Below are 17087 nucleotides of genomic sequence, written 5' to 3'. Positions count from 1 at the left end.
AGCATGTCGGCCATCGAAGCCGACGCTACTCCCGTGCCGAGGATTGCGCCGCGCAGGCGCGCCGTGGCCGAAATGTGACCACGCGGTTAACTATTTGGCGACGAATTCCGCGAGCTCGGGGGCGTCTGAGACACCCCACGCCTCGATGCGGTCGGAGAGCACCTTCCGCCGTGCCGCGTCGTCGAAGATCCCGGCGTCGGCGACGACGCGGACCTTGTCGGCGTAGGCGTCGATGTCCGCGCCGATCGTCTCGAACTCCGCGGCGCGGCGGGCGATCGCGGCGATCGTCTCCTCACGCTGGGTGGTCAGGCAGTGGGCGACCAGGTTGGCGAAGAACTCCTCGTGGCGCGCCTCGTCCTTGGCGATCCGGCCGATCATCGACGCCAGGATCGGCTCGCTGATCTCTCCTTGCAGATTGCGGCAGAACACCGCATGGGCCCGCTCGAGGAACGCCATGAACACCAGGGTCTCGATCTGGCTGTAGTGGTCGGCCCGGTAGCCCTTCATCACGTGCGCGACGCGGACGTCCTCGTTGGCGCTGGGATCGATCTCGCGCGTCACCACCAGGTAGTTGCGCAGCGCCACCGCGTGGAGGTGCTCCTCGGCGGTCCAGCGTCCCAGCCAGCGCCCCCACTTCTCGTCGAGGATGAAGTGCTCGACGAGTTCGCGGTGGTACCCGGCCAGGTTGTCCTTCACGATGAGCAGGATCTCCAGCGCATCGGTCACCGGCTTGGGCAGCGTCACCGACGACTCGTCCCAGTCCGTGCCGCCGAGGAACGCGAAGTTCTCGCCCTTGTCGAACGGCACGAAGTCGTGGGCGTACCACATCTCCTCGGTGGCGACGTGGCGCGCCAGGTTCTGCTCGACGACCGGCTCGAGCTCGAGGGTCAACGAATTGGCTACGGGCTTCTCTGCCATGAAACTAACTGTAACCCGTGGACACACGTTCCTCGAAATCGGCTGGCGGCGTGTCCCGCTAGAGCGTCAGACCGGGGTACAGCGGGTTCGCGGCCAGCAGTTCTGCCGACACGCTGCGCACACGCGACGCCACCCCGTCGCCCAGGACGTACTTCGCCTTCGACGTTCCGTCGGGCTGGGTGTTCTTCAACACCTCGACGACGAGTTCGGCCACCCGGTCGAACTCCGCGGGGCCGAACCCGCGGGTCGTCAACGCCGGCGTGCCGAAGCGGATGCCGCTGGTGTACCAGGCGCCGTTCGGGTCGGCCGGAATCGAGTTGCGATTGGTCACGACGCCGGCATCGAGCAGTGCCGACTCGGCCTGGCGGCCCGTCAGACCGAACGAGGTGACGTCGAGCAGCACGATGTGGTTGTCGGTGCCGCCGGTGACCAGGCGGGCACCCCGGGTGAGGAAGCCGTCGGCCAGCGCCTTGGCGTTGTCGGCGATGCGCTGGGCGTACTCCTGGAACGACGGCTGCCGGGCCTCGGCGAAGGCGACGGCCTTGGCGGCCATCACGTGCGCCATCGGTCCACCGAGCACCATCGGACACCCCTTGTCGACGGCGTCGGAGTACTCCGCCGAGGCAAGCACCAGACCGCCGCGCGGACCGCGCAGCGACTTGTGCGTCGTCGACGTGGTGACGTGGGCGAACGGCACCGGGTCCTCGTCGCCGGTGAACACCTTGCCGGCGACCAGGCCGGCGAAGTGCGCCATGTCGACCATGAACGTGGCGCCGACCTCGTCGGCGATCTCGCGCATCTTGGCGAAGTTCACCCGGCGCGGATAGGCCGAGTAGCCGGCGACGAGCACCAGCGGCTTGAACTCGCGGGCCGCCGCGGCGACCTTGGCGTAGTCGAGCAGGCCGGTCTCGGGGTCGGTGCCGTAACTGCGCTGGTGGAACATCTTGCCGGAGATGTTGGGCCGGAAGCCATGGGTGAGGTGGCCGCCCGCGTCGAGCGACATGCCCATCAGCCGCTGGTTGCCGAGCTTGGCGCGCAGCTTCTCCCAGTCGGCCTCGGACAGGTCGTTGACGTTCTTGGCGCTCAGCTCCGCGAGCTCGGGAGCCTCGATGCGGGTGGCGAGGATCGCCCAGAACGCGACGAGGTTGGCGTCGATGCCGGAGTGCGGCTGCGCGTAGGCGTACGGCGCGCCGAACAGCTCGCGGGCGTGCTCGGCGGCCAGCGACTCGACGGTGTCGACGTTCTGGCAGGCCGCATAGAAGCGGTGACCGATGGTGCCCTCGGCGTACTTGTCGGAGAACCACGTGCCCATCGTCAGCAGCACGGCCGGTGAGGCGTAGTTCTCGCTCGCGATCAGCTTCAGGGAATCGCGCTGATCGGCGAGCTCCTGACGCGTCGCCGCGGCGATGCGCGGTTCCACGGACTCGATGACCTTCAACGCGGCCGCATACGCGGCGCTCGCGGTCTCGGCGTACTCGGCGCCCAGCGCGGAAGAAGGGCTTGTCACGGACTCGGCAGTCATGTGCCCAGCCTAATGGCCCGCGGTCGCGTCGTTCCTGCCCGCCGTGCGGTCCGCACCCGTTGAGCCGCCGTACCTAAGCCGCCGGCCGCAACGCCGACGGCACCAGCGGCTCGTCGAGCAGCCTGCCGAACCTCTCGGTGAGCGTGACTTCTGCGGGGCGGGCGTCGAGCCAGGCGCGCAGCAACCGGTACCCCTCGACGTAGGTGCTGGTGTACGCGCGCCACAGCGGCGAGGACAGGAATCGCAGCGACTGCCGGGCGCGCGTCTCGCTGGTCAGCTGCCACCGCTGCAGGAAGGCGACCACGTCGTCGACGTCGCGGTGCTCGTCGTGCAGCATCAGCGCGGCGTCCTGGCGGACATCAGCGAGCAGGAGCCCAGCGTCCGCTATTGCCACCGCGCGTTCGCCGTCGAAGCGCAACCCGAGGTCGGCGTAGATCTCCTCCGCCCAGGACCCCCACGCCGGTCCGATCGCCGCGTACAGCGCCAGATCGGCCAGCCCCTCGGCCATCAGACACTGCGGGGTGTTGACCAGGAAGATCGTCTGCTCGGTCTGCCCCCGGCGAGCCACCAGGCCGGCCTCCTTGCGGCAGTGCTCGGTGTGGTGTCCGGGATAGGACTCGTGCGCGACGAGCCGCGGCAGCCCCGACATCTGCTGCTTGAGGTCGGCGTTCACCGCCACCGTGGAGCGGTACTCGCCCTCGTAGTAGTTGAATCCCGACCAGGGCTTGTCGGTGACGATCTCGTAGGTGATGGTCTCGGCGTCGGGCAACGGGAAGTCGACGCGCACCCGGTCGCGCAGTGCGCTGGAGAACGCGTGGATGCACTCCTCGAGCCGCTCCGGCGGGATCTCCTCGCCGGTGCGGTAGCTCTGCATGCGCTCGGCCAGGTCGCCCTCGCCGCCGAGGGCCTCGTCGAGCTTGCGGTGCGCCTCGCGGTAGACGTCCGGGTCACCCTTGACGATGTCCACGTCGAAGTAGTCGTGCACCTCCTGCACGAAGCCGATGTCCTCCCCCGCGAACTTGCGACCGGCACTGGCCAGCGCCCGCAGATGTGCGGCGATGTAGTCCGCCCGCTGGTCGTCGAGGCCGTCGGCGCCCGGCACCTCGGCGATCAACCGCGTCGCCTGACGCGCGAGATCGGCCGGATCCGGCGGCGGCTCCGCGGCCACGACGGCCTTGAGCGAGGGGTCGCCGGTGTAGGAGTCGACGTAACCCTCCTCGATGCGGTCGAACCTCAGACCCAGGAGCAGGTACTCGCGAATGACGGTGGTGGCGTCCATGCGCTCAACGGTAAATGCAACACTGGCCGGTGCGAGCGTTGCGACGGGAAACTTGGAGGGCCATGGCGCGGACGAGCGAGCCGAGTCCGTACGTCGAGTTCGACCGGAGTCAATGGCGTTCGTTGCGGATGTCGACCCCGTTGAAGCTCACGGAGAGTGAGGTCCTCGGGCTTCGCGGTCTCGGCGAACAACTGGACCTGCTAGAGGTCGAAGAGGTCTACCTGCCGCTCGCGCGGTTGATCCACCTTCAGGTCGCCGCACGCCAGCGACTGTTCGCCACCACCGCCGAGTTCCTCGGCGAGCCGCACCAGAATCCCGACCGGCCGGTGCCGTTCGTGATCGGCGTGGCGGGCAGCGTGGCCGTCGGCAAGTCGACGACCGCCCGCGTGCTGCAGGCACTGCTGGCCCGCTGGGAACACCACCCCCGCGTCGACCTCGTCACCACCGACGGATTCCTCTATCCCAACGCCGAGCTGCTGCGTCGAAACCTCATGCACCGCAAGGGTTTTCCCGAGAGCTACGACCGGCGCACGCTGATGCGCTTCGTCACGGCGGTGAAGTCGGGATCCGACCAGGTGTCCGCGCCGGTGTACTCGCACCTGCTCTACGACATCATCCCCGGCGAGCAGATGACCGTGCGGCACCCCGACATCCTCATCCTCGAGGGTCTCAACGTGTTGCAGACCGGCCCGGCGTTGATGGTCTCGGACCTCTTCGACTTCTCGGTCTACGTCGACGCCCGCATCGAGGACATCGAGGGCTGGTATGTGTCCCGGTTCCTGGCGATGCGGGCCGGCGCGTTCGCCGACCCGCAGTCGCACTTCCATCACTATTCGACGTTGACCGACGAGCAGGCGGTGTTCGCCGCCCGCGACATCTGGCATTCGATCAACCGGCCCAATCTGATCGACAACATCCTGCCCACTCGGCCGCGGGCCACGCTGGTGCTGCGCAAGGACGCCGACCACGCGATCAACCGGCTCCGCCTGCGCAAGCTCTGACCCGAGCGATTTCGGGGACTAGGCGCGAAGGCGGCGCACCCCGAGGTACTGCAGATCGGCCATCACCAACGTGAACACCCCGCTGCCGAGGGTCAGCACGACGCCGGTCGTCGTCAGCGGCCAGATGCCGGCCAGAACGATTGCGACGGCACCGACGGTAAAGAGGGCGTTGCCGACGGTGACGACGATGCCCGGCGTGCGGACGTGGGCCATCCGCGACAGGGCGAACACGGCGACGCCGTAGGCGACGAAGAAGACGCCGACCGAGTACTCCAATGCAGCGGTGGTGCCGGACATCTCGGCGATGCGCGGCGCCAGTGCGACGCCGACGACACCGACGAGACCGCTGACGACGGCATCCAGTCGCATGGCGAACCTGAGGAACGAGTCCTTGGCCCCGGTGTGAGTGGTTGCGGTGATGGTGGACATGGATCTTCCCCTCCTGGTGGTGTATTCGAGCTACTGCCGACCGATGCGGGCCGCCCGCGGTGACCTCTCGCCGCGTGCGACCACGCATCGGAACTCGTGGGTGTCACGCCAGCCGGCGCACACCGAGGTACTGCAGATATGCCAGCCCGAGGGTGGCGGCGACGGTGGCCAGCATCATCGCCACACCGGTCGCGGTCAGCGGCAACAGACCGGCGGCCACGACCGCGAGGGCCGCCACCGCGGCGACCACGTTGGCCACGACGATGCCGACGCCGATGCGCCGGACGAACGGGACGGCGGCCAACACGTAGAGCGCCACTCCGTAGACGACGAGGGCGGCCCCGGCGAGCCACTCAGCGGTCGCCGAGAGCCCCGAGAGGCGCGAGAGCGGGTCGGCGGCGAAGGCGAGCATCAGGCCGAGGCCGGCGCACACCGTGGCGTCGGCGCGCATCGCGAAGCGCAGGAGGCTGTCGGAGCTGTCCGAGAGCGGTCGGGTGGTGATGGTGGCGGTCATGGCGGCTCCTCGACGTTGAGGGGGTGGGACGCCTCCGACTCTGCTCGCCGACGCGCTGCCACATCGACGCCGAACGCTGCCAGTTACTGCCAGCCGCAGGTCAGGACGCGTCGGTGACCGACGCCACCCGCGTGCCGCGCAGATCGGCGGCGATGACGCGGGCCGCCGCGTTCTGCCAGTTGTGCAGCGAGCGCTGCGGGACCTCGGTGACGAACCACTGCCACGCCCGCTTGGCGACGGGGTCCAGCCCCGCAGCGGTCGCGTTCTGCGCGTACGCCCGCACCCCGACGACGTAGGGGAAGTACAGCGAGTTGTAGTGGCGCCATTGCTCGGTGGTGCCGAACTCGGAGCCGTCGCGGGGCCGCAGCGCGGCGATCCGGTCGGCGAGCAGGGCCCGCAACTCGTTGGCTCGTTCGAGGGGCTGATCGGGGGCACCGCGGCGCCGCAGTCGCTCGTCGATGACGGGAAGCGCCGTCAGCGGGCTGGCCACCAACTTGGACAGATCGCCGTAGTGGCCCAGCGCGCGGCGGGTCAACCGGACGAAGGTCTCGTCGTCGACGCCGTCGAGCGGATCGTCGGACCGCAGCGGCAGTGCCGCCTCGGTGCGGCGCAGGGCGGCCCGGTCGGCCCGCAAGGCGGGTGAGCGGGAGAACGCGAGCCGGTCCAGCACGCCGGCCAACGGGTCGGCCATCGCGTTGATGCCGATGGCCACCGCGAGGCTGGTGAACAGCAGCACCGACAGCGCCGAGTGCTGGTCGGTGACCGCCATTCCGACGAGCACCTGCCCACCGAAGAGCACGCCGACGACGACGCTGCCGGTGAAGGACCGCAGCATGTCCGCGCGCAGCGCCTGACCCTCGTCGAACGAATCCCACAGCGCCACGGCCACACCCAGCAGCAGGACGTCGAAACCGGTGGACGCCAACGCCAACCAGCTCGGCACCAGGCCCAGCGGAATCACCAGGATGGCGTTGCCCAGCGCGAAGAACAGGGTGGCGAGCACCACCGACCCCGTCACCGAACTCGGCCGACGTCCGCCGGCCAGCATCCTGGCCATCGCGCCCAGCGTCGCCAGCGAGACGACGGCGAACATCACCCAGTGCCCGGCGCGCAGCGGGCCGTCGACGGAGCCGGCCATCGACGCGCCGAGCAACGCCAGCGTGGCGACCACCGCGACCGCACCGACCTCACCCACGCGGCCACGCCACGAGTCGCCGGGCCGGGTCAGCTCCAGCAGCACCGCGAACCACGCCACCCCGGGCACGACCACCAGGTACACCTCGAGGTGGCTGAGCAGGGCGGCGTGCGGGGAACCGAGATGTCGCACGGCGTCGAGTGCGACCACCACGGCGAAGCTCGACAGGCCCAGTGCGGCGAGCAGGAGAACGGGTTTGCGGGGATCGCGCGCCAACAGATACAGCCCGAGCCACCAGCTCAGGCCGAACACCACCGCGGACATCGCCGCCACGGGTTCAGTCTGTCACGGCGATGAGCGCTTGCGCGAAGAGCATCACGCCCAGCTAGTGGCCGTAGCGCCTGTCTCGCAGCGTGTAGTCGCGAAGAGCTCGCAGGAAGTCGACGCGCCGGAACGCCGGCCAGTGCGCCTCGGTGAACCACATCTCCGAATAGGCGCTCTGCCAGAGCAGGAATCCCGAGAGTCGTTGTTCGCCGGAGGTCCGGATGACGAGGTCGGGGTCGGGCTGGCCGGAGGTGTAGACGTTCTCGGAGATGGCCTCGACGGTGACGGAGTCGACGAGCTGCTCGGCCGTCGCCCCGTTGGCGAGCTCCTTGCTCAGCACCGCGCGGACGGCATCGGCGATCTCCTGCCGCCCGCCGTATCCAACGGCGACGTTGACGTGGAAGGCGCCCGCCGGTGCCGTGGCGGCGGTGCCGTCGACGGCGTCGCGGAGACGTCGCGCGGACTCCTGCCCCAGCAGTTCCAGGTCGCCGACGGTGCGGACGCTCCAGTGGTTGGCGGGCGCGCAAATCTCCTCGACGACGTCGGTGATGATGCCGATCAAGGAGGCCAGTTCGGCCGGGTCGCGCTGCAGATTCTCGGTGGAGAGCAGGTAGACCGTCGCCATCTCGACGCCGATGTCCTGGCACCAGCGGAGCATCTCGGCGATCTTGGCGGCGCCCATCAGGTAGCCATAGCTCACGTCCGCGTGACCCTCGTCACGCGCCCAGCGGCGGTTGCCGTCGCACAACACCGCGATGTGCCTTGGCAGTTGGGATTTCGACCGCGCCAGCTGGTGACGCAGCCGTGCCTCGTAGACCCGGTAGGCCGGTTCCTTGAGTCGCGGGGGAATGAGTTCCACGAGGATCCAGACTACTGTGACGAACGGGTCCACCCATGCCAGATTGCGGAGGCGACATGGCTACTTCGATCGACACCACCGACTCAGATCCATCGTCCTCCGGTCACCGCGAGGCAGAGGATCTGCCCGAGGCCGTTGCGCAATACTTCGGCAAGCCACGCGCACGCGGCTGGATTCACCTCTACTCCGCCGTCGTCGCGGTCGTGGCCGGTGCAGCCTTGGTGGCGGTGTCCTGGGCGCAGGAGGGCCCGCGGGCGGGTCTTGCCACGTTGCTCTACACCGCGACGATCGTCGCCATGTTCTCCGTCAGCGCCACCTATCACCGTGTGACCTGGGTGTCACCGACCAAGCGCAAGTGGATGAAGCGCCTGGACCACTCGATGATCTTCCTGTTCATCGCCGGCAGCTACACGCCGTTCGCGCTGCTGGCCTTGCCGTCCGACCAAGGCATGCTGCTGTTCTGGATCGTCTGGGCCGGCGCCCTGGCCGGAGTGCTGCTCAAGATGTGCTGGCCGTCGGCGCCGGCGTGGGTAGGCGTACCGCTCTACCTGCTGCTCGGGTGGGTCGCAGCGTTCTTCATCGTGCCGATCATGCACGGCGCGGGCGTCGCGGCGTTGGTGCTGCTCGTCGTGGGCGGTGCGCTCTACAGCGTCGGCGGGGTGTTCTACGCCCTCAAGTGGCCCAACCCGTGGCCGACCACGTTCGGCCATCACGAGTTCTTCCACGCCTGCACCGCGGTCGCGGCGACGTGCCACTACGTGGCGATGTGGTTCGCGGTCTTCAGTTAGACCTGGCTGAAGTTCTCAGGGCCCCAGTAGGCCTTCATCGCCGTGATCTTGCCCTCGTCGTCGAACGCCATCACGCTGAGGATCTCCAGGCGCGTCCGGCCGGCCTCGCCACCGTCGATGATCAGCGCCCACAGGTAGGCCGCCTCGTGGCCGAGCGCGCGCAGCGTGATGATCTCGGTCTCGGCCTTCATCCCGAGCATGCCGGCGTAGAAACCGTGGATCGCCGAGCGCCCGATGTGCACCTCGCCGCCGACCGGATCCTCGACCGTGGCGTCGTCGGCGTACAACTCGGCGATGTCGTCGACCTTCGCCTCGCCGACGAGTTCCAGGTAGCGGTGGACGTTCTGCGTCATCAGCTCGGCACTCGGCATGCGCCGCACGCTACACGGCCGCGACGAGGGCGGCAGCGAGATCTTCCACCGTGGTGACGGGAAGGTCGCACACGTGCCCGCGGCACACGTAGGCAGCGTCGCGACCGCCGATTCGGTCGCGCCCGCGCAGCAGCTCCGAGGAGTCGACCGGTCCCCCGACGACCATCGCACCGCCCGGCGCCAGCCGGCGCGCGGCGGCCAGCAGCGCCGAGTCCGACGGGCCGCACGCCACCGCGATCTGCAGTGGCCCGCGCAGCTCGGCCTCGGCCACGGCGAGCCAATGACCGCCCGAGCGTGGCAGTTTGACCAATATCGGGGTCGCCGCGGCAAGTGAGGCACGGGCCGCCGACGCGTACCGTTCGGATCCGGTCAGGTGCGCGGCGAGCTGCAGCGCCTCGGTAATCGCCGACGCACCCGACGGCGTCGCGCCGTCGAGGGGGTCCGACGGCCGGACCATCAGCCGCTCCGCGTCATCGGCGGTGTCGAACCACCGCCCCTCACGGTCGGGATCGGCGAAGTGGTCCAGCGCGACGTCCAGCAGCCCGGTGGCGGCGGCCAGCCAGTCCGGGTCACCGGTGAGCTGGTAGAGCACCAGCAGTCCGGTCGCCAGGGCGGCATGATCCTCGAGGATGGCGGCGCTGTCGCCGACCCGGCCGCCAAGGCTGGCTCGCCGCAACCGGCCGTCGACGACGTGCAGGTCGAGCACCGACCGTGCGCATCGGGTTGCGGCATCGAGGAATTCGGGCCTGTCCAACGCCACCGACGCCTCGGCCAGCGCGGTGATCGCGAACCCGTTCCAGGCCGTCACCACCTTGTCGTCACGGGCGGGTTGCGGCCGGGTACGCCGGGCGTCCAGTAGCGTCGCCCGCACCCTGGCCAAACGCGACGCCGAATCGGGCGCACGCCGCAGCTGCAGCACCGAGGCTCCCTGCTCGAACGTGCCGGCGTCGGTCACGTCGAACAGCGTTGCGGCCCAAGCACCGTCGTCGTCACCGAGCACCTCGCGCAATTGCGCGGGCGTCCAGGCGTAGGTGAGCCCCTCCACCCCGTCGGCATCGGCGTCCAGCGAGGAGGTGAACATCGCGCCCTCGCCGAGATCACGCAGCAGGAACGTCGCCGTCGCCTGGGTCACCTCGCGCGCCAACGCGTCTGCGCTGCGTCGCGCCCAGTGCGCGTACGCCCGCAGCAGCAGCGCGTTGTCGTAGAGCATCTTCTCGAAGTGCGGAACCACCCACTCGGCGTCGACGCTGTACCGGGCGAAGCCACCGGCCAGCTGGTCGTAGACGCCGCCGCGCGCCATGGCGCGTAGCGTCCGCTCGACGGTCGCCAGCACGCGAGCGTCGCCGGTGCGTTCGACGTTGCGCAACAACGCCTCCACCAACGCCGACGGCGGAAACTTGGGCGCACCGCCAAAGCCGCCGCGTGCCACGTCCTCGTCGGCGAGGACGTCGTCGACGGCCCGGTCGCACACCGCCGCTTCCAACGCCGGGCCACCGCCGGGCAGACCGGACGCCATCGCGGCGAGCTCACCGGCGATGTCATCGGAGGCCCGCTCCACCTCGCTACGGCGCTGCCGCCACGTCTCGGCGACGGCGGCCAACAGCTCGAGGAAGTTCGCCTTCGGGTAGTAGGTGCCGCAGAAGAACGGCCTGCCGTCCGGGGTCAGGAAGCACGTCATCGGCCAGCCACCCTGACCGGTCAGCGCAACCGTCGCAGACATGTAGACGGCGTCGAGATCGGGGCGTTCCTCGCGGTCGACCTTGATGCAGACGAAGTCGGCATTCATCGCGGCGGCGACCTCGTCGTCGGCGAAGGACTCGTGCGCCATGACGTGGCACCAGTGGCAGGCGGCGTAGCCGACCGACAACAGGATCGGCACGTCCCGCACCGCCGCTTCGGCGAGCGCCTCGGCAGTCCACTGCTGCCAGTGCACCGGGTTGTCGGCGTGCTGGCGCAGGTACGGACTGGTGGCCTCCCCGAGGGCGTTACCCGCCACCGTCGAGACGACCGCCCTTCGTCGACCCTGGGTCACCAGGCTCGACGACGGTCCCGTCGTCGACGGCTTGGTCGGGCTCGGGATGCTCGGGGTCGAACGATTCCGGCAGCTTCTTGAGGTGCTTGTTCATCGACCACACCAGCAGAAAGGTGCCGATCAGCAGGACCACGATGACCACCAGGCCGAACGGGCTGGCCTTGCCGAAGTCCGGTCCGGTGTCGCGGGGCGTGTCGTCGGCGAGCAGGCCGACGACGAGCAGCAGGTGGTCGGTCACGGTTCGATCCCGGCGAACAGGTCGTCCTCGGGCAGCGACACGGGGAGGCGGGAGCGCGCCAGCTCGTAGTCCTCGGTCGGCCACAGCCGCTGCTGCCACTCCATCGGGGTGGTGAAGAAGAAGCTCTTCGGGTCGATCTGCGTGGCGTGGGCCAGCAACGCCTGGTCCCGCAGCACGAAGTACTTCGAGCACTCGACGCTGGTGGTGATCCGGCTGGCGACGACGTCGAGCTCCGGATCCCAGTCCTTGAGCCACTTCTCGAACGGACCCACCTGACCGTTCTTGGCGAACTCGTCCTGGAACAGCTGCATGCGCCGGCGCAGGAAACCGTGGTTGTAGTACACCTTGCTGACGGCCCACGGCTCGCCCGCATCCGGGAACAGACGGTAGTCGGCGGCGGCCTCGTAGGCGGCAATCGACACCTCGTGGCACCGGATGTGGTCGGGGTGCGGGTAACCGCCGTTCTCGTCGTAGGTGGTCAGCACGTGCGGCCGGAACTCCCGGATCGAGCGCACCAGACGCTCCGTGGACTCCACCAGCGGCACCAGCGCGAAGCAACCCTCCGGCAGCGGCGGCAGCGGGTCACCCTCGGGCAACCCGGAGTCGACGAACCCCAGCCACTCGTGCTCGACACCGAGGATCTGGGCGGCCTTCGCCATCTCGTCGATGCGGATCTCGTGGATTCGGCCGTGCACCTCGGGCAGGTCCATGGCGGGGTTCAGGATGTCGCCCCGCTCGCCGCCGGTCAGCGTCACCACCTTCACGCGGACGCCCTCGTCCACGTAACGGGCCATCGTCGCGGCGCCCTTGCTCGACTCGTCGTCGGGGTGGGCGTGGACCGCCATCAACCGCAGTTCGCTCACGTGTGCCTAATCTCCGGTGCCTGTCGCTTGAGTCATGGTCGTCACGGTTCAACCCGTTTGGGTGCCCCTATAGTTCCAGTCCTAGTCCAATCGTCCGAAACCAGACCCATGCCGACCGTCCACGGAGGGGTGAATCACCGCGTGATCGAACGCCCCGCCGCCCGCTACGGGCGCCAACGGATGGCCGCCGGCTCCCGCCGTCGGCTGGTCGCCGTGCTCTTCGTCGTCATCGTGGCCGCCGGCGTCGCGCTGGCGCTGGTCGCCTATCAGCGGCTTGGCACCGGGGAGGTCAAGGGCGACCTCGGTGGCTACCGACTGGTGGGCGGCGACCGCGTCGAGGTCACCGTCAGCGTCACCCGGGACGACCCGTCGCGGCCGGTGGTGTGCATCGTGCGCGCCCGGTCCGTCGACGGCGCCGAAGTCGGTCGGCGCGAGATCTTGGTGCCCCCCTCGACCGCGGAGACGGTCCAGGTCACGACGATGGTGACGGCCACCCGGCCGCCCGTGGTCGGCGACGTCTACGGCTGCGGCACCGACGTGCCGGGCTACCTCCGCGCACCCTGACGAGGTTTGGTCGGCGCGGCTCCCGGGCAACCCCGGGAGAACGCCGAACAGCCAATACGTGAAGTTTGGTCGTCTTGGCGGTGCTAACATGGACGGCGTACACGGTTCCTATTGGAGCCGTGTTTGCTGCTTTAATGCGCCCTCAGCGCCTGCGATCAAGGCATACGCCGAACACTTCCCGCTGACAGCGCGAGACCAAGACAGGAGCGCGACGACATGACGGATACCCAGGTCACCTGGCTCACCGAAGAGGCTTTCGACCGGCTGAAGGCCGAGCTCGACCAGCTCATCGCGAACCGACCCATCATCGCTGCCGAGATCAACGACCGACGCGAGGAGGGCGACCTCCGCGAGAACGGTGGCTACCACCAGGCGCGTGAGGACCAGGGCCAGCAAGAGGCCCGCATCCGGCAGCTCCAAGAGCTGCTCAACAACGCCAAGGTCGGCGAGGCCCCGAAGCAGTCCGGCATCGCGCTGCCCGGCTCGGTGGTCAAGGTCAAGTTCGTCGACGGCGGCGACGTCGAGACGTTCCTGATCGGCACCCGCCAGGAGGGCGTGACCGACGGCAAGCTCGAGGTCTACTCCCCGAAGTCGCCGCTCGGCGGCGCGATCATCGATGCCAAGGTCGGCGAGAAGCGCAGCTACGTGGTGCCCAACGGCAGCACCGTCGAGGTCGAGCTGCTGAGCGCGGAGCCGTACCACTCCTAGCCGCTCGTGGCGCAGATCGCCGAGGACCTGTTCCTCCTTCTCGTCGACAACGCCACCGCCCAACTCGCGCTGGAGCGTCAGCGGCGCGAGAAGGTCTTGGCGGTCGGCGTCCTGCTGGACCTCGCACTGGCGTGTCGCGTGCGGCCGTCGGCACCCGGTGACGCCGTCGAGCAGGGCCGGCTCGTCGCCCTGCAGTCGGGCGCCGCGACCGACGCGATCGTCGAGCCCGCGTTCGCCCTGCTTCGCGAGAAGCCGCTGACGCCGGCTCGGGCCGTGGCCAAGGTCGGCAAGGGCGTGGAGGCCGCCGTCGCCCAGCACCTGGAACGCCTCGGCGAGATCAGCCGGGTCAAGGTGCCGTCGACGCCCCTGCACCCGCAGTACGCCTGGCCCTTCGTGCGTCGCGAACGGGTCACCGCCGCCCGCACCAACCTCTTGGCGGCCCTCTTCGACCGGCGGCCACCCACCCCGTCGACGGCGGCCATCGTCACCGTTCTGCACTTCGCCGACGGGCTGGGTGCGCTGCTGAGCCTCAACGATCGGGGCTGGCGGTGGGTGCACTCGCGGGCCACCGAGATCGCCAGCGGCAGCTGGGTCGACGAATCTCCGAGCGCACTGCCGGAGGTCAACCTGGCGGTCACCGCCTCGGCGCTGCGCTCAACCCTTTCCTAGGGCCTGTTCCAGGTCGCCGAGCAGGTCCGCGACGTCCTCGATGCCCACGGACAACCGCACCAGGTCGGCGGGCACCTCCAACTGCGACCCCGCGGTGGACGCGTGGGTCATGGCGCCGGGGTGCTCGATGAGCGATTCCACGCCGCCCAGGGATTCGGCGAGGATGAAGATCTCGGTACGCGCGCAGAGTTGCCGGGCGGCGTCCTGGCCACCCTTGAGCCGCGCCGACACCATCCCCCCGAAGCCGGACATCTGCCGGGCCGCGACGTCGTGGTTGAGGTGGCTGGCCAGACCGGGATACAGGACCGTGTCGACCGCCGCATGCTCGGCGAGGAACTCGGCCACCCGCGCCCCGTTGGCGCTGTGGCGTTCCATTCGCAGCGAGAGGGTCTTCAGTCCGCGCATCGTCAGGTAGGCGTCGAACGGTCCCGGCACGGCGCCGGCACCGTTCTGCAGGAACGCGAACGCCTCGTCGAGTTCCTCGTCGTTGGTGAGCAGTGCCCCGCCGACGACGTCGGAGTGCCCACCGATGTACTTCGTCGTGGAGTGCAGCACGATGTCGGCACCCAGAGCCAGCGGTTGCTGCAGGGCGGGTGAAGCAAAGGTGTTGTCCACCAACACCTTCACGCCGGCAGCGGCGGCAAGTTCCGCGATCCCGGCGATGTCGGCGATCGTCAGCAGCGGGTTGGTCGGCGTCTCCACCCAGATCAGCTTGGTCGCCGGCGTGATCGCGGCGCGCACGGCGTCGAGATCCGACAGGGGCACGGGGGTGTGCGTCACGCCCCACTGTGAGAACACCTTGTCGATCAGACGGAACGTGCCGCCGTAGGCGTCGTCCGGGATGACGACGTGGTCGCCGGGGCGCAGCATTGCGCGCAGCGTGCAGTCCGTGGCCGCCATGCCGGAGCTGAAGGCCCGCCCGAACGTGGCGCCCTCGACGGCCGCCAGGCCTGCCTCCAGCGCGGCGCGGGTCGGGTTGCCCGTGCGGGCGTACTCGTAACCGCCTCGCAGCCCGCCGACGCCGTCCTGGGCGAAGGTCGAACTGGCGTAGATCGGCGCGTTGACCGCGCCGGTCCCCGGATCGGGCCGGTAACCGGCATGGATCGCCCTGGTCGCGGGACCGTAGGCGCGGTATGCATCTGCCTTGGAACGCTGCTCACTCATCGTCGTTCAGGGTAACGGTGTCGAGTATCAGCGGGCGCCGGTGTAGAACGAAGAGCATGTCCACCACGATCGAAAGTCTTCTCGACCTCGACACGCTGCTGACCCCCGAGGATCTCGAGCTGCGCACCATGGTCCGGCAGTTCGGCGATTCCCGGCTGCGCCCGAACATCGCGGAATGGTTCGAGACCGGTGAGGTGCCCGTACGCGACCTCGCCGTCGAGATCGGGAAGCTGGGGTTGCTCGGCATGCACCTGGAGGGCTACGGCTGCAGCGGATCGTCGGCCACCGCCTACGGCCTGGTGTGCCAGGAGCTCGAGGCCGTCGACAGCGGCCTGCGGAGCCTGGTGTCGGTGCAGGGCTCGCTGGCGATGTTCGCCATCCACCGCTGGGGCAGCGAGGAGCAACGCGAGCAGTGGCTCCCGGGTATGGCCGCCGGCGAGTCGATCGGCTGCTTCGGTCTGACCGAACCGGACTTCGGCTCCAACCCCGGCGGCATGCGGACGACCGCCCGCCGCGACGGGTCGGACTGGATCCTCAACGGATCGAAGATGTGGATCACCAACGCCTCGATCGCCGACGTCGCGATCGTCTGGGCCCGGGCCGAGGAGGGCGTGATCGGGTTCGCGGTTCCCACCTCGACGCCAGGTTTCTCGGCGCGGGCGATGACGCACAAGATGTCGCTGCGCGCATCGGTCACCTCGGAGTTCAGCCTCGACGACGTGCGCGTACCGGAGGATGCCAAACTACCGGGCGCACGGGGCTTGTCGGGTCCGTTGGCCTGCTTGTCGGAGGCCCGATTCGGCATCGTGTTCGGGTCGGTCGGTGCGGCCCGTGACTGCCTGGAGACGACGCTGGACTACGTCGGCACCCGGGAGGTCTTCGACAAGCCCCTGTCCGGCTATCAGCTGACCCAGGCCAAGATCGCCGACATGGCAGTCGAATTGGGCAAGGCACAACTGCTGGCCCTGCACCTGGGCAGACTCAAGGACGCGGGCACGATCAAGCCCGAACAGGTCAGCGTCGGCAAGCTCAACAACGTACGCGAGGCGATCAAGATCGCCCGTCAGTGCCGAACGTTGCTGGGCGCCAACGGCATCACGCTGGAGTATCCGGTGATCCGTCACGCCAACAACCTCGAATCGGTGCTCACCTACGAGGGCACCTCAGAGGTGCATCAGTTGGTGATCGGCGAGGCGCTCACCGGAGTCAGCGCCTTCCGCTGAACCACGGTCGACGTCAGCTTGTCGGAGAAGGTCTGCCGCTTGCGGTCCCACAGGGGCCAGAGCAGACCGAGCCCAAGGGGTAGGACGTCGACGACGTGGACGAGTTGGCGAATCGTCGACCGCCAGAAGCCAATCGGCTGAAGCGTCGTCGCGTCGAGGACCCGAATTCCGACGAGACCCTTGCCCAGGCTCGCACCGCCGCGCCCCTGCAGCCGCCCGACGTTCCAGAGCGCATACCCGATCGACGCCACCCAGCAGGCGACGAAGCACCACCAGCCCAGCGGCGTCGCACCCGCATCACCGCACTGAGACCCGAGGTCACGCGCGGATGGATCGCCGTCACACACCGGGTTTCGCGTGAACGACACCAGGGCTACCGCCACCAAGGCGAGCACGACGACGGGAACGAGGTCGACGACCGCCGCCACGACCCGCCGCCACCAGGGCGCGTGGATCGGTACTCCGGGTTCCGAGGATTGCACCACA

19 protein-coding genes are annotated in these 17087 nt (G+C 69.0%); 6 read left to right on the top strand and 13 right to left on the bottom strand.

Annotated features, from left to right (window positions below; genetic code table 11):
- Positions 1–90: 90 nt before the first annotated feature.
- From ABZ195_RS19965 to ABZ195_RS19955, 3 genes are all read right to left on the bottom strand, one after another.
- Positions 91–918, bottom strand: coding sequence for an acyl-ACP desaturase (locus ABZ195_RS19965; RefSeq protein ID WP_355220797.1), 828 nt, complete (start codon positions 916–918; stop codon positions 91–93).
- A gap of 58 nt (positions 919–976) precedes the next feature.
- On the bottom strand, positions 977–2440 hold the full coding sequence (locus ABZ195_RS19960) for a glycine hydroxymethyltransferase (RefSeq protein WP_355220796.1): 1464 nt from the start codon (positions 2438–2440) through the stop codon (positions 977–979).
- Between the two features lie 73 nt (positions 2441–2513).
- Positions 2514–3719 (bottom strand): DUF885 domain-containing protein, encoded by a 1206-nt coding sequence (locus tag ABZ195_RS19955; RefSeq protein WP_355220794.1) that lies wholly within the window; start codon positions 3717–3719, stop codon positions 2514–2516.
- A 62-nt stretch (positions 3720–3781) separates the two neighbouring features.
- Here ABZ195_RS19955 and coaA point away from each other — a divergent pair, with 62 nt between their 5' ends.
- Positions 3782–4720, top strand: coding sequence for a type I pantothenate kinase (coaA, locus tag ABZ195_RS19950; protein WP_355220792.1), 939 nt, complete (start codon positions 3782–3784; stop codon positions 4718–4720).
- Positions 4721–4738: 18 nt separating this feature from the next.
- Here coaA and ABZ195_RS19945 read toward each other — a convergent pair whose 3' ends face one another.
- The 4 genes from ABZ195_RS19945 to ABZ195_RS19930 form a co-directional block, all read right to left on the bottom strand.
- Positions 4739–5149, bottom strand: coding sequence for a hypothetical protein (locus ABZ195_RS19945; protein ID WP_355220791.1), 411 nt, complete (start codon positions 5147–5149; stop codon positions 4739–4741).
- A 103-nt stretch (positions 5150–5252) separates the two neighbouring features.
- Positions 5253–5663 carry a hypothetical protein gene (locus tag ABZ195_RS19940; protein WP_355220790.1) on the bottom strand — a complete coding sequence of 137 codons (411 nt, stop codon included), beginning with the start codon at positions 5661–5663 and terminating at the stop codon, positions 5253–5255.
- Positions 5664–5763: 100 nt separating this feature from the next.
- Positions 5764–7131, bottom strand: coding sequence for a hypothetical protein (locus tag ABZ195_RS19935; RefSeq protein WP_355220788.1), 1368 nt, complete (start codon positions 7129–7131; stop codon positions 5764–5766).
- Between the two features lie 52 nt (positions 7132–7183).
- Positions 7184–7981, bottom strand: a complete 798-nt coding sequence (locus ABZ195_RS19930; RefSeq protein WP_355220787.1) for a (2Z,6E)-farnesyl diphosphate synthase — start codon at positions 7979–7981, stop codon at positions 7184–7186.
- 56 nt (positions 7982–8037) lie between these two features.
- Between ABZ195_RS19930 and ABZ195_RS19925 the strand changes: the two genes are divergently transcribed.
- Positions 8038–8769 carry a hemolysin III family protein gene (locus tag ABZ195_RS19925; protein WP_355220785.1) on the top strand — a complete coding sequence of 244 codons (732 nt, stop codon included), beginning with the start codon at positions 8038–8040 and terminating at the stop codon, positions 8767–8769.
- On the opposite strand, the gene ABZ195_RS19920 is transcribed toward ABZ195_RS19925, so the two are convergent.
- Genes ABZ195_RS19920 through mca form a run of 4 tightly spaced genes read right to left on the bottom strand, consistent with a single transcriptional unit; the run spans position 8766 to position 12273 of the window.
- On the bottom strand, positions 8766–9140 hold the full coding sequence (locus ABZ195_RS19920) for a nuclear transport factor 2 family protein (protein WP_355220783.1): 375 nt from the start codon (positions 9138–9140) through the stop codon (positions 8766–8768). The two genes, ABZ195_RS19925 and ABZ195_RS19920, sit on opposite strands and share 4 nt — an antisense overlap.
- A 10-nt stretch (positions 9141–9150) precedes the next feature.
- Complete coding sequence (locus ABZ195_RS19915; RefSeq protein ID WP_355220781.1) at positions 9151–11136, bottom strand: thioredoxin domain-containing protein; 1986 nt, start codon at positions 11134–11136, stop codon at positions 9151–9153.
- Positions 11126–11410 carry a hypothetical protein gene (locus ABZ195_RS19910; protein ID WP_355220780.1) on the bottom strand — a complete coding sequence of 95 codons (285 nt, stop codon included), beginning with the start codon at positions 11408–11410 and terminating at the stop codon, positions 11126–11128. The genes ABZ195_RS19915 and ABZ195_RS19910 overlap by 11 nt, the downstream gene beginning before the upstream one ends.
- A complete protein-coding gene (gene mca, locus ABZ195_RS19905) occupies positions 11407–12273 on the bottom strand; it encodes a mycothiol conjugate amidase Mca (RefSeq protein WP_355220778.1) in 867 nt (288 codons plus the stop codon). Before mca ends, ABZ195_RS19910 begins: the two co-directional genes overlap by 4 nt.
- Positions 12274–12414: 141 nt before the next feature.
- On the opposite strand from mca, the gene ABZ195_RS19900 reads away from it, so the two are divergent.
- From ABZ195_RS19900 to ABZ195_RS19890, 3 genes are all read left to right on the top strand, one after another.
- Positions 12415–12837 carry a DUF4307 domain-containing protein gene (locus ABZ195_RS19900; protein WP_355220776.1) on the top strand — a complete coding sequence of 141 codons (423 nt, stop codon included), beginning with the start codon at positions 12415–12417 and terminating at the stop codon, positions 12835–12837.
- A 216-nt stretch (positions 12838–13053) separates the two neighbouring features.
- Entirely contained in the window at positions 13054–13545 is a 492-nt protein-coding gene (greA, locus tag ABZ195_RS19895) for a transcription elongation factor GreA (protein ID WP_263994435.1), read from the top strand.
- A gap of 6 nt (positions 13546–13551) precedes the next feature.
- The gene (locus ABZ195_RS19890; protein WP_355220774.1) at positions 13552–14214 is read left to right on the top strand and encodes a GPP34 family phosphoprotein; all 663 of its coding nucleotides are present in this window, start codon (positions 13552–13554) and stop codon (positions 14212–14214) included.
- On the opposite strand, the gene ABZ195_RS19885 is transcribed toward ABZ195_RS19890, so the two are convergent.
- Positions 14200–15378: a cystathionine gamma-synthase gene (locus ABZ195_RS19885; RefSeq protein WP_355220772.1), complete on the bottom strand. Its 1179-nt coding sequence runs from the start codon at positions 15376–15378 to the stop codon at positions 14200–14202. The genes ABZ195_RS19890 and ABZ195_RS19885 overlap by 15 nt on opposite strands.
- 56 nt (positions 15379–15434) lie before the next feature.
- Between ABZ195_RS19885 and ABZ195_RS19880 the strand changes: the two genes are divergently transcribed.
- Entirely contained in the window at positions 15435–16601 is a 1167-nt protein-coding gene (locus ABZ195_RS19880; RefSeq protein ID WP_355220770.1) for an acyl-CoA dehydrogenase family protein, read from the top strand.
- Here ABZ195_RS19880 and ABZ195_RS19875 read toward each other — a convergent pair.
- Entirely contained in the window at positions 16553–17083 is a 531-nt protein-coding gene (locus ABZ195_RS19875; RefSeq protein WP_355220768.1) for an RDD family protein, read from the bottom strand. The two genes, ABZ195_RS19880 and ABZ195_RS19875, sit on opposite strands and share 49 nt — an antisense overlap.
- Positions 17084–17087 lie beyond the last annotated feature (4 nt).

Source organism: Mycobacterium sp. NPDC006124 (assembly GCF_040614235.1).
Classification (GTDB): Bacteria; Actinomycetota; Actinomycetes; order Mycobacteriales; family Mycobacteriaceae; genus Mycobacterium.
Note: the sequence above shows the minus strand (reverse complement) of the source record. Positions and strands in the feature narration are given on the sequence as shown.

What these genes read in the sequence shown, in the direction of transcription:
- ABZ195_RS19965 (WP_355220797.1), bottom strand. Translation starts at nt 918, where the DNA reads ATGGCAGAGAAGCCCGTAGCCAATTCGTTGACCCTCGAGCTCGAGCCG.
- ABZ195_RS19960 (WP_355220796.1), bottom strand. Translation starts at nt 2,440, where the DNA reads ATGACTGCCGAGTCCGTGACAAGCCCTTCTTCCGCGCTGGGCGCCGAG.
- ABZ195_RS19955 (WP_355220794.1), bottom strand. Translation starts at nt 3,719, where the DNA reads ATGGACGCCACCACCGTCATTCGCGAGTACCTGCTCCTGGGTCTGAGG.
- coaA (WP_355220792.1), top strand. Translation starts at nt 3,782, where the DNA reads ATGGCGCGGACGAGCGAGCCGAGTCCGTACGTCGAGTTCGACCGGAGT.
- ABZ195_RS19945 (WP_355220791.1), bottom strand. Translation starts at nt 5,149, where the DNA reads ATGTCCACCATCACCGCAACCACTCACACCGGGGCCAAGGACTCGTTC.
- ABZ195_RS19940 (WP_355220790.1), bottom strand. Translation starts at nt 5,663, where the DNA reads ATGACCGCCACCATCACCACCCGACCGCTCTCGGACAGCTCCGACAGC.
- ABZ195_RS19925 (WP_355220785.1), top strand. Translation starts at nt 8,038, where the DNA reads ATGGCTACTTCGATCGACACCACCGACTCAGATCCATCGTCCTCCGGT.
- ABZ195_RS19920 (WP_355220783.1), bottom strand. Translation starts at nt 9,140, where the DNA reads ATGCCGAGTGCCGAGCTGATGACGCAGAACGTCCACCGCTACCTGGAA.
- greA (WP_263994435.1), top strand. Translation starts at nt 13,054, where the DNA reads ATGACGGATACCCAGGTCACCTGGCTCACCGAAGAGGCTTTCGACCGG.
- ABZ195_RS19885 (WP_355220772.1), bottom strand. Translation starts at nt 15,378, where the DNA reads ATGAGTGAGCAGCGTTCCAAGGCAGATGCATACCGCGCCTACGGTCCC.
- ABZ195_RS19880 (WP_355220770.1), top strand. Translation starts at nt 15,435, where the DNA reads ATGTCCACCACGATCGAAAGTCTTCTCGACCTCGACACGCTGCTGACC.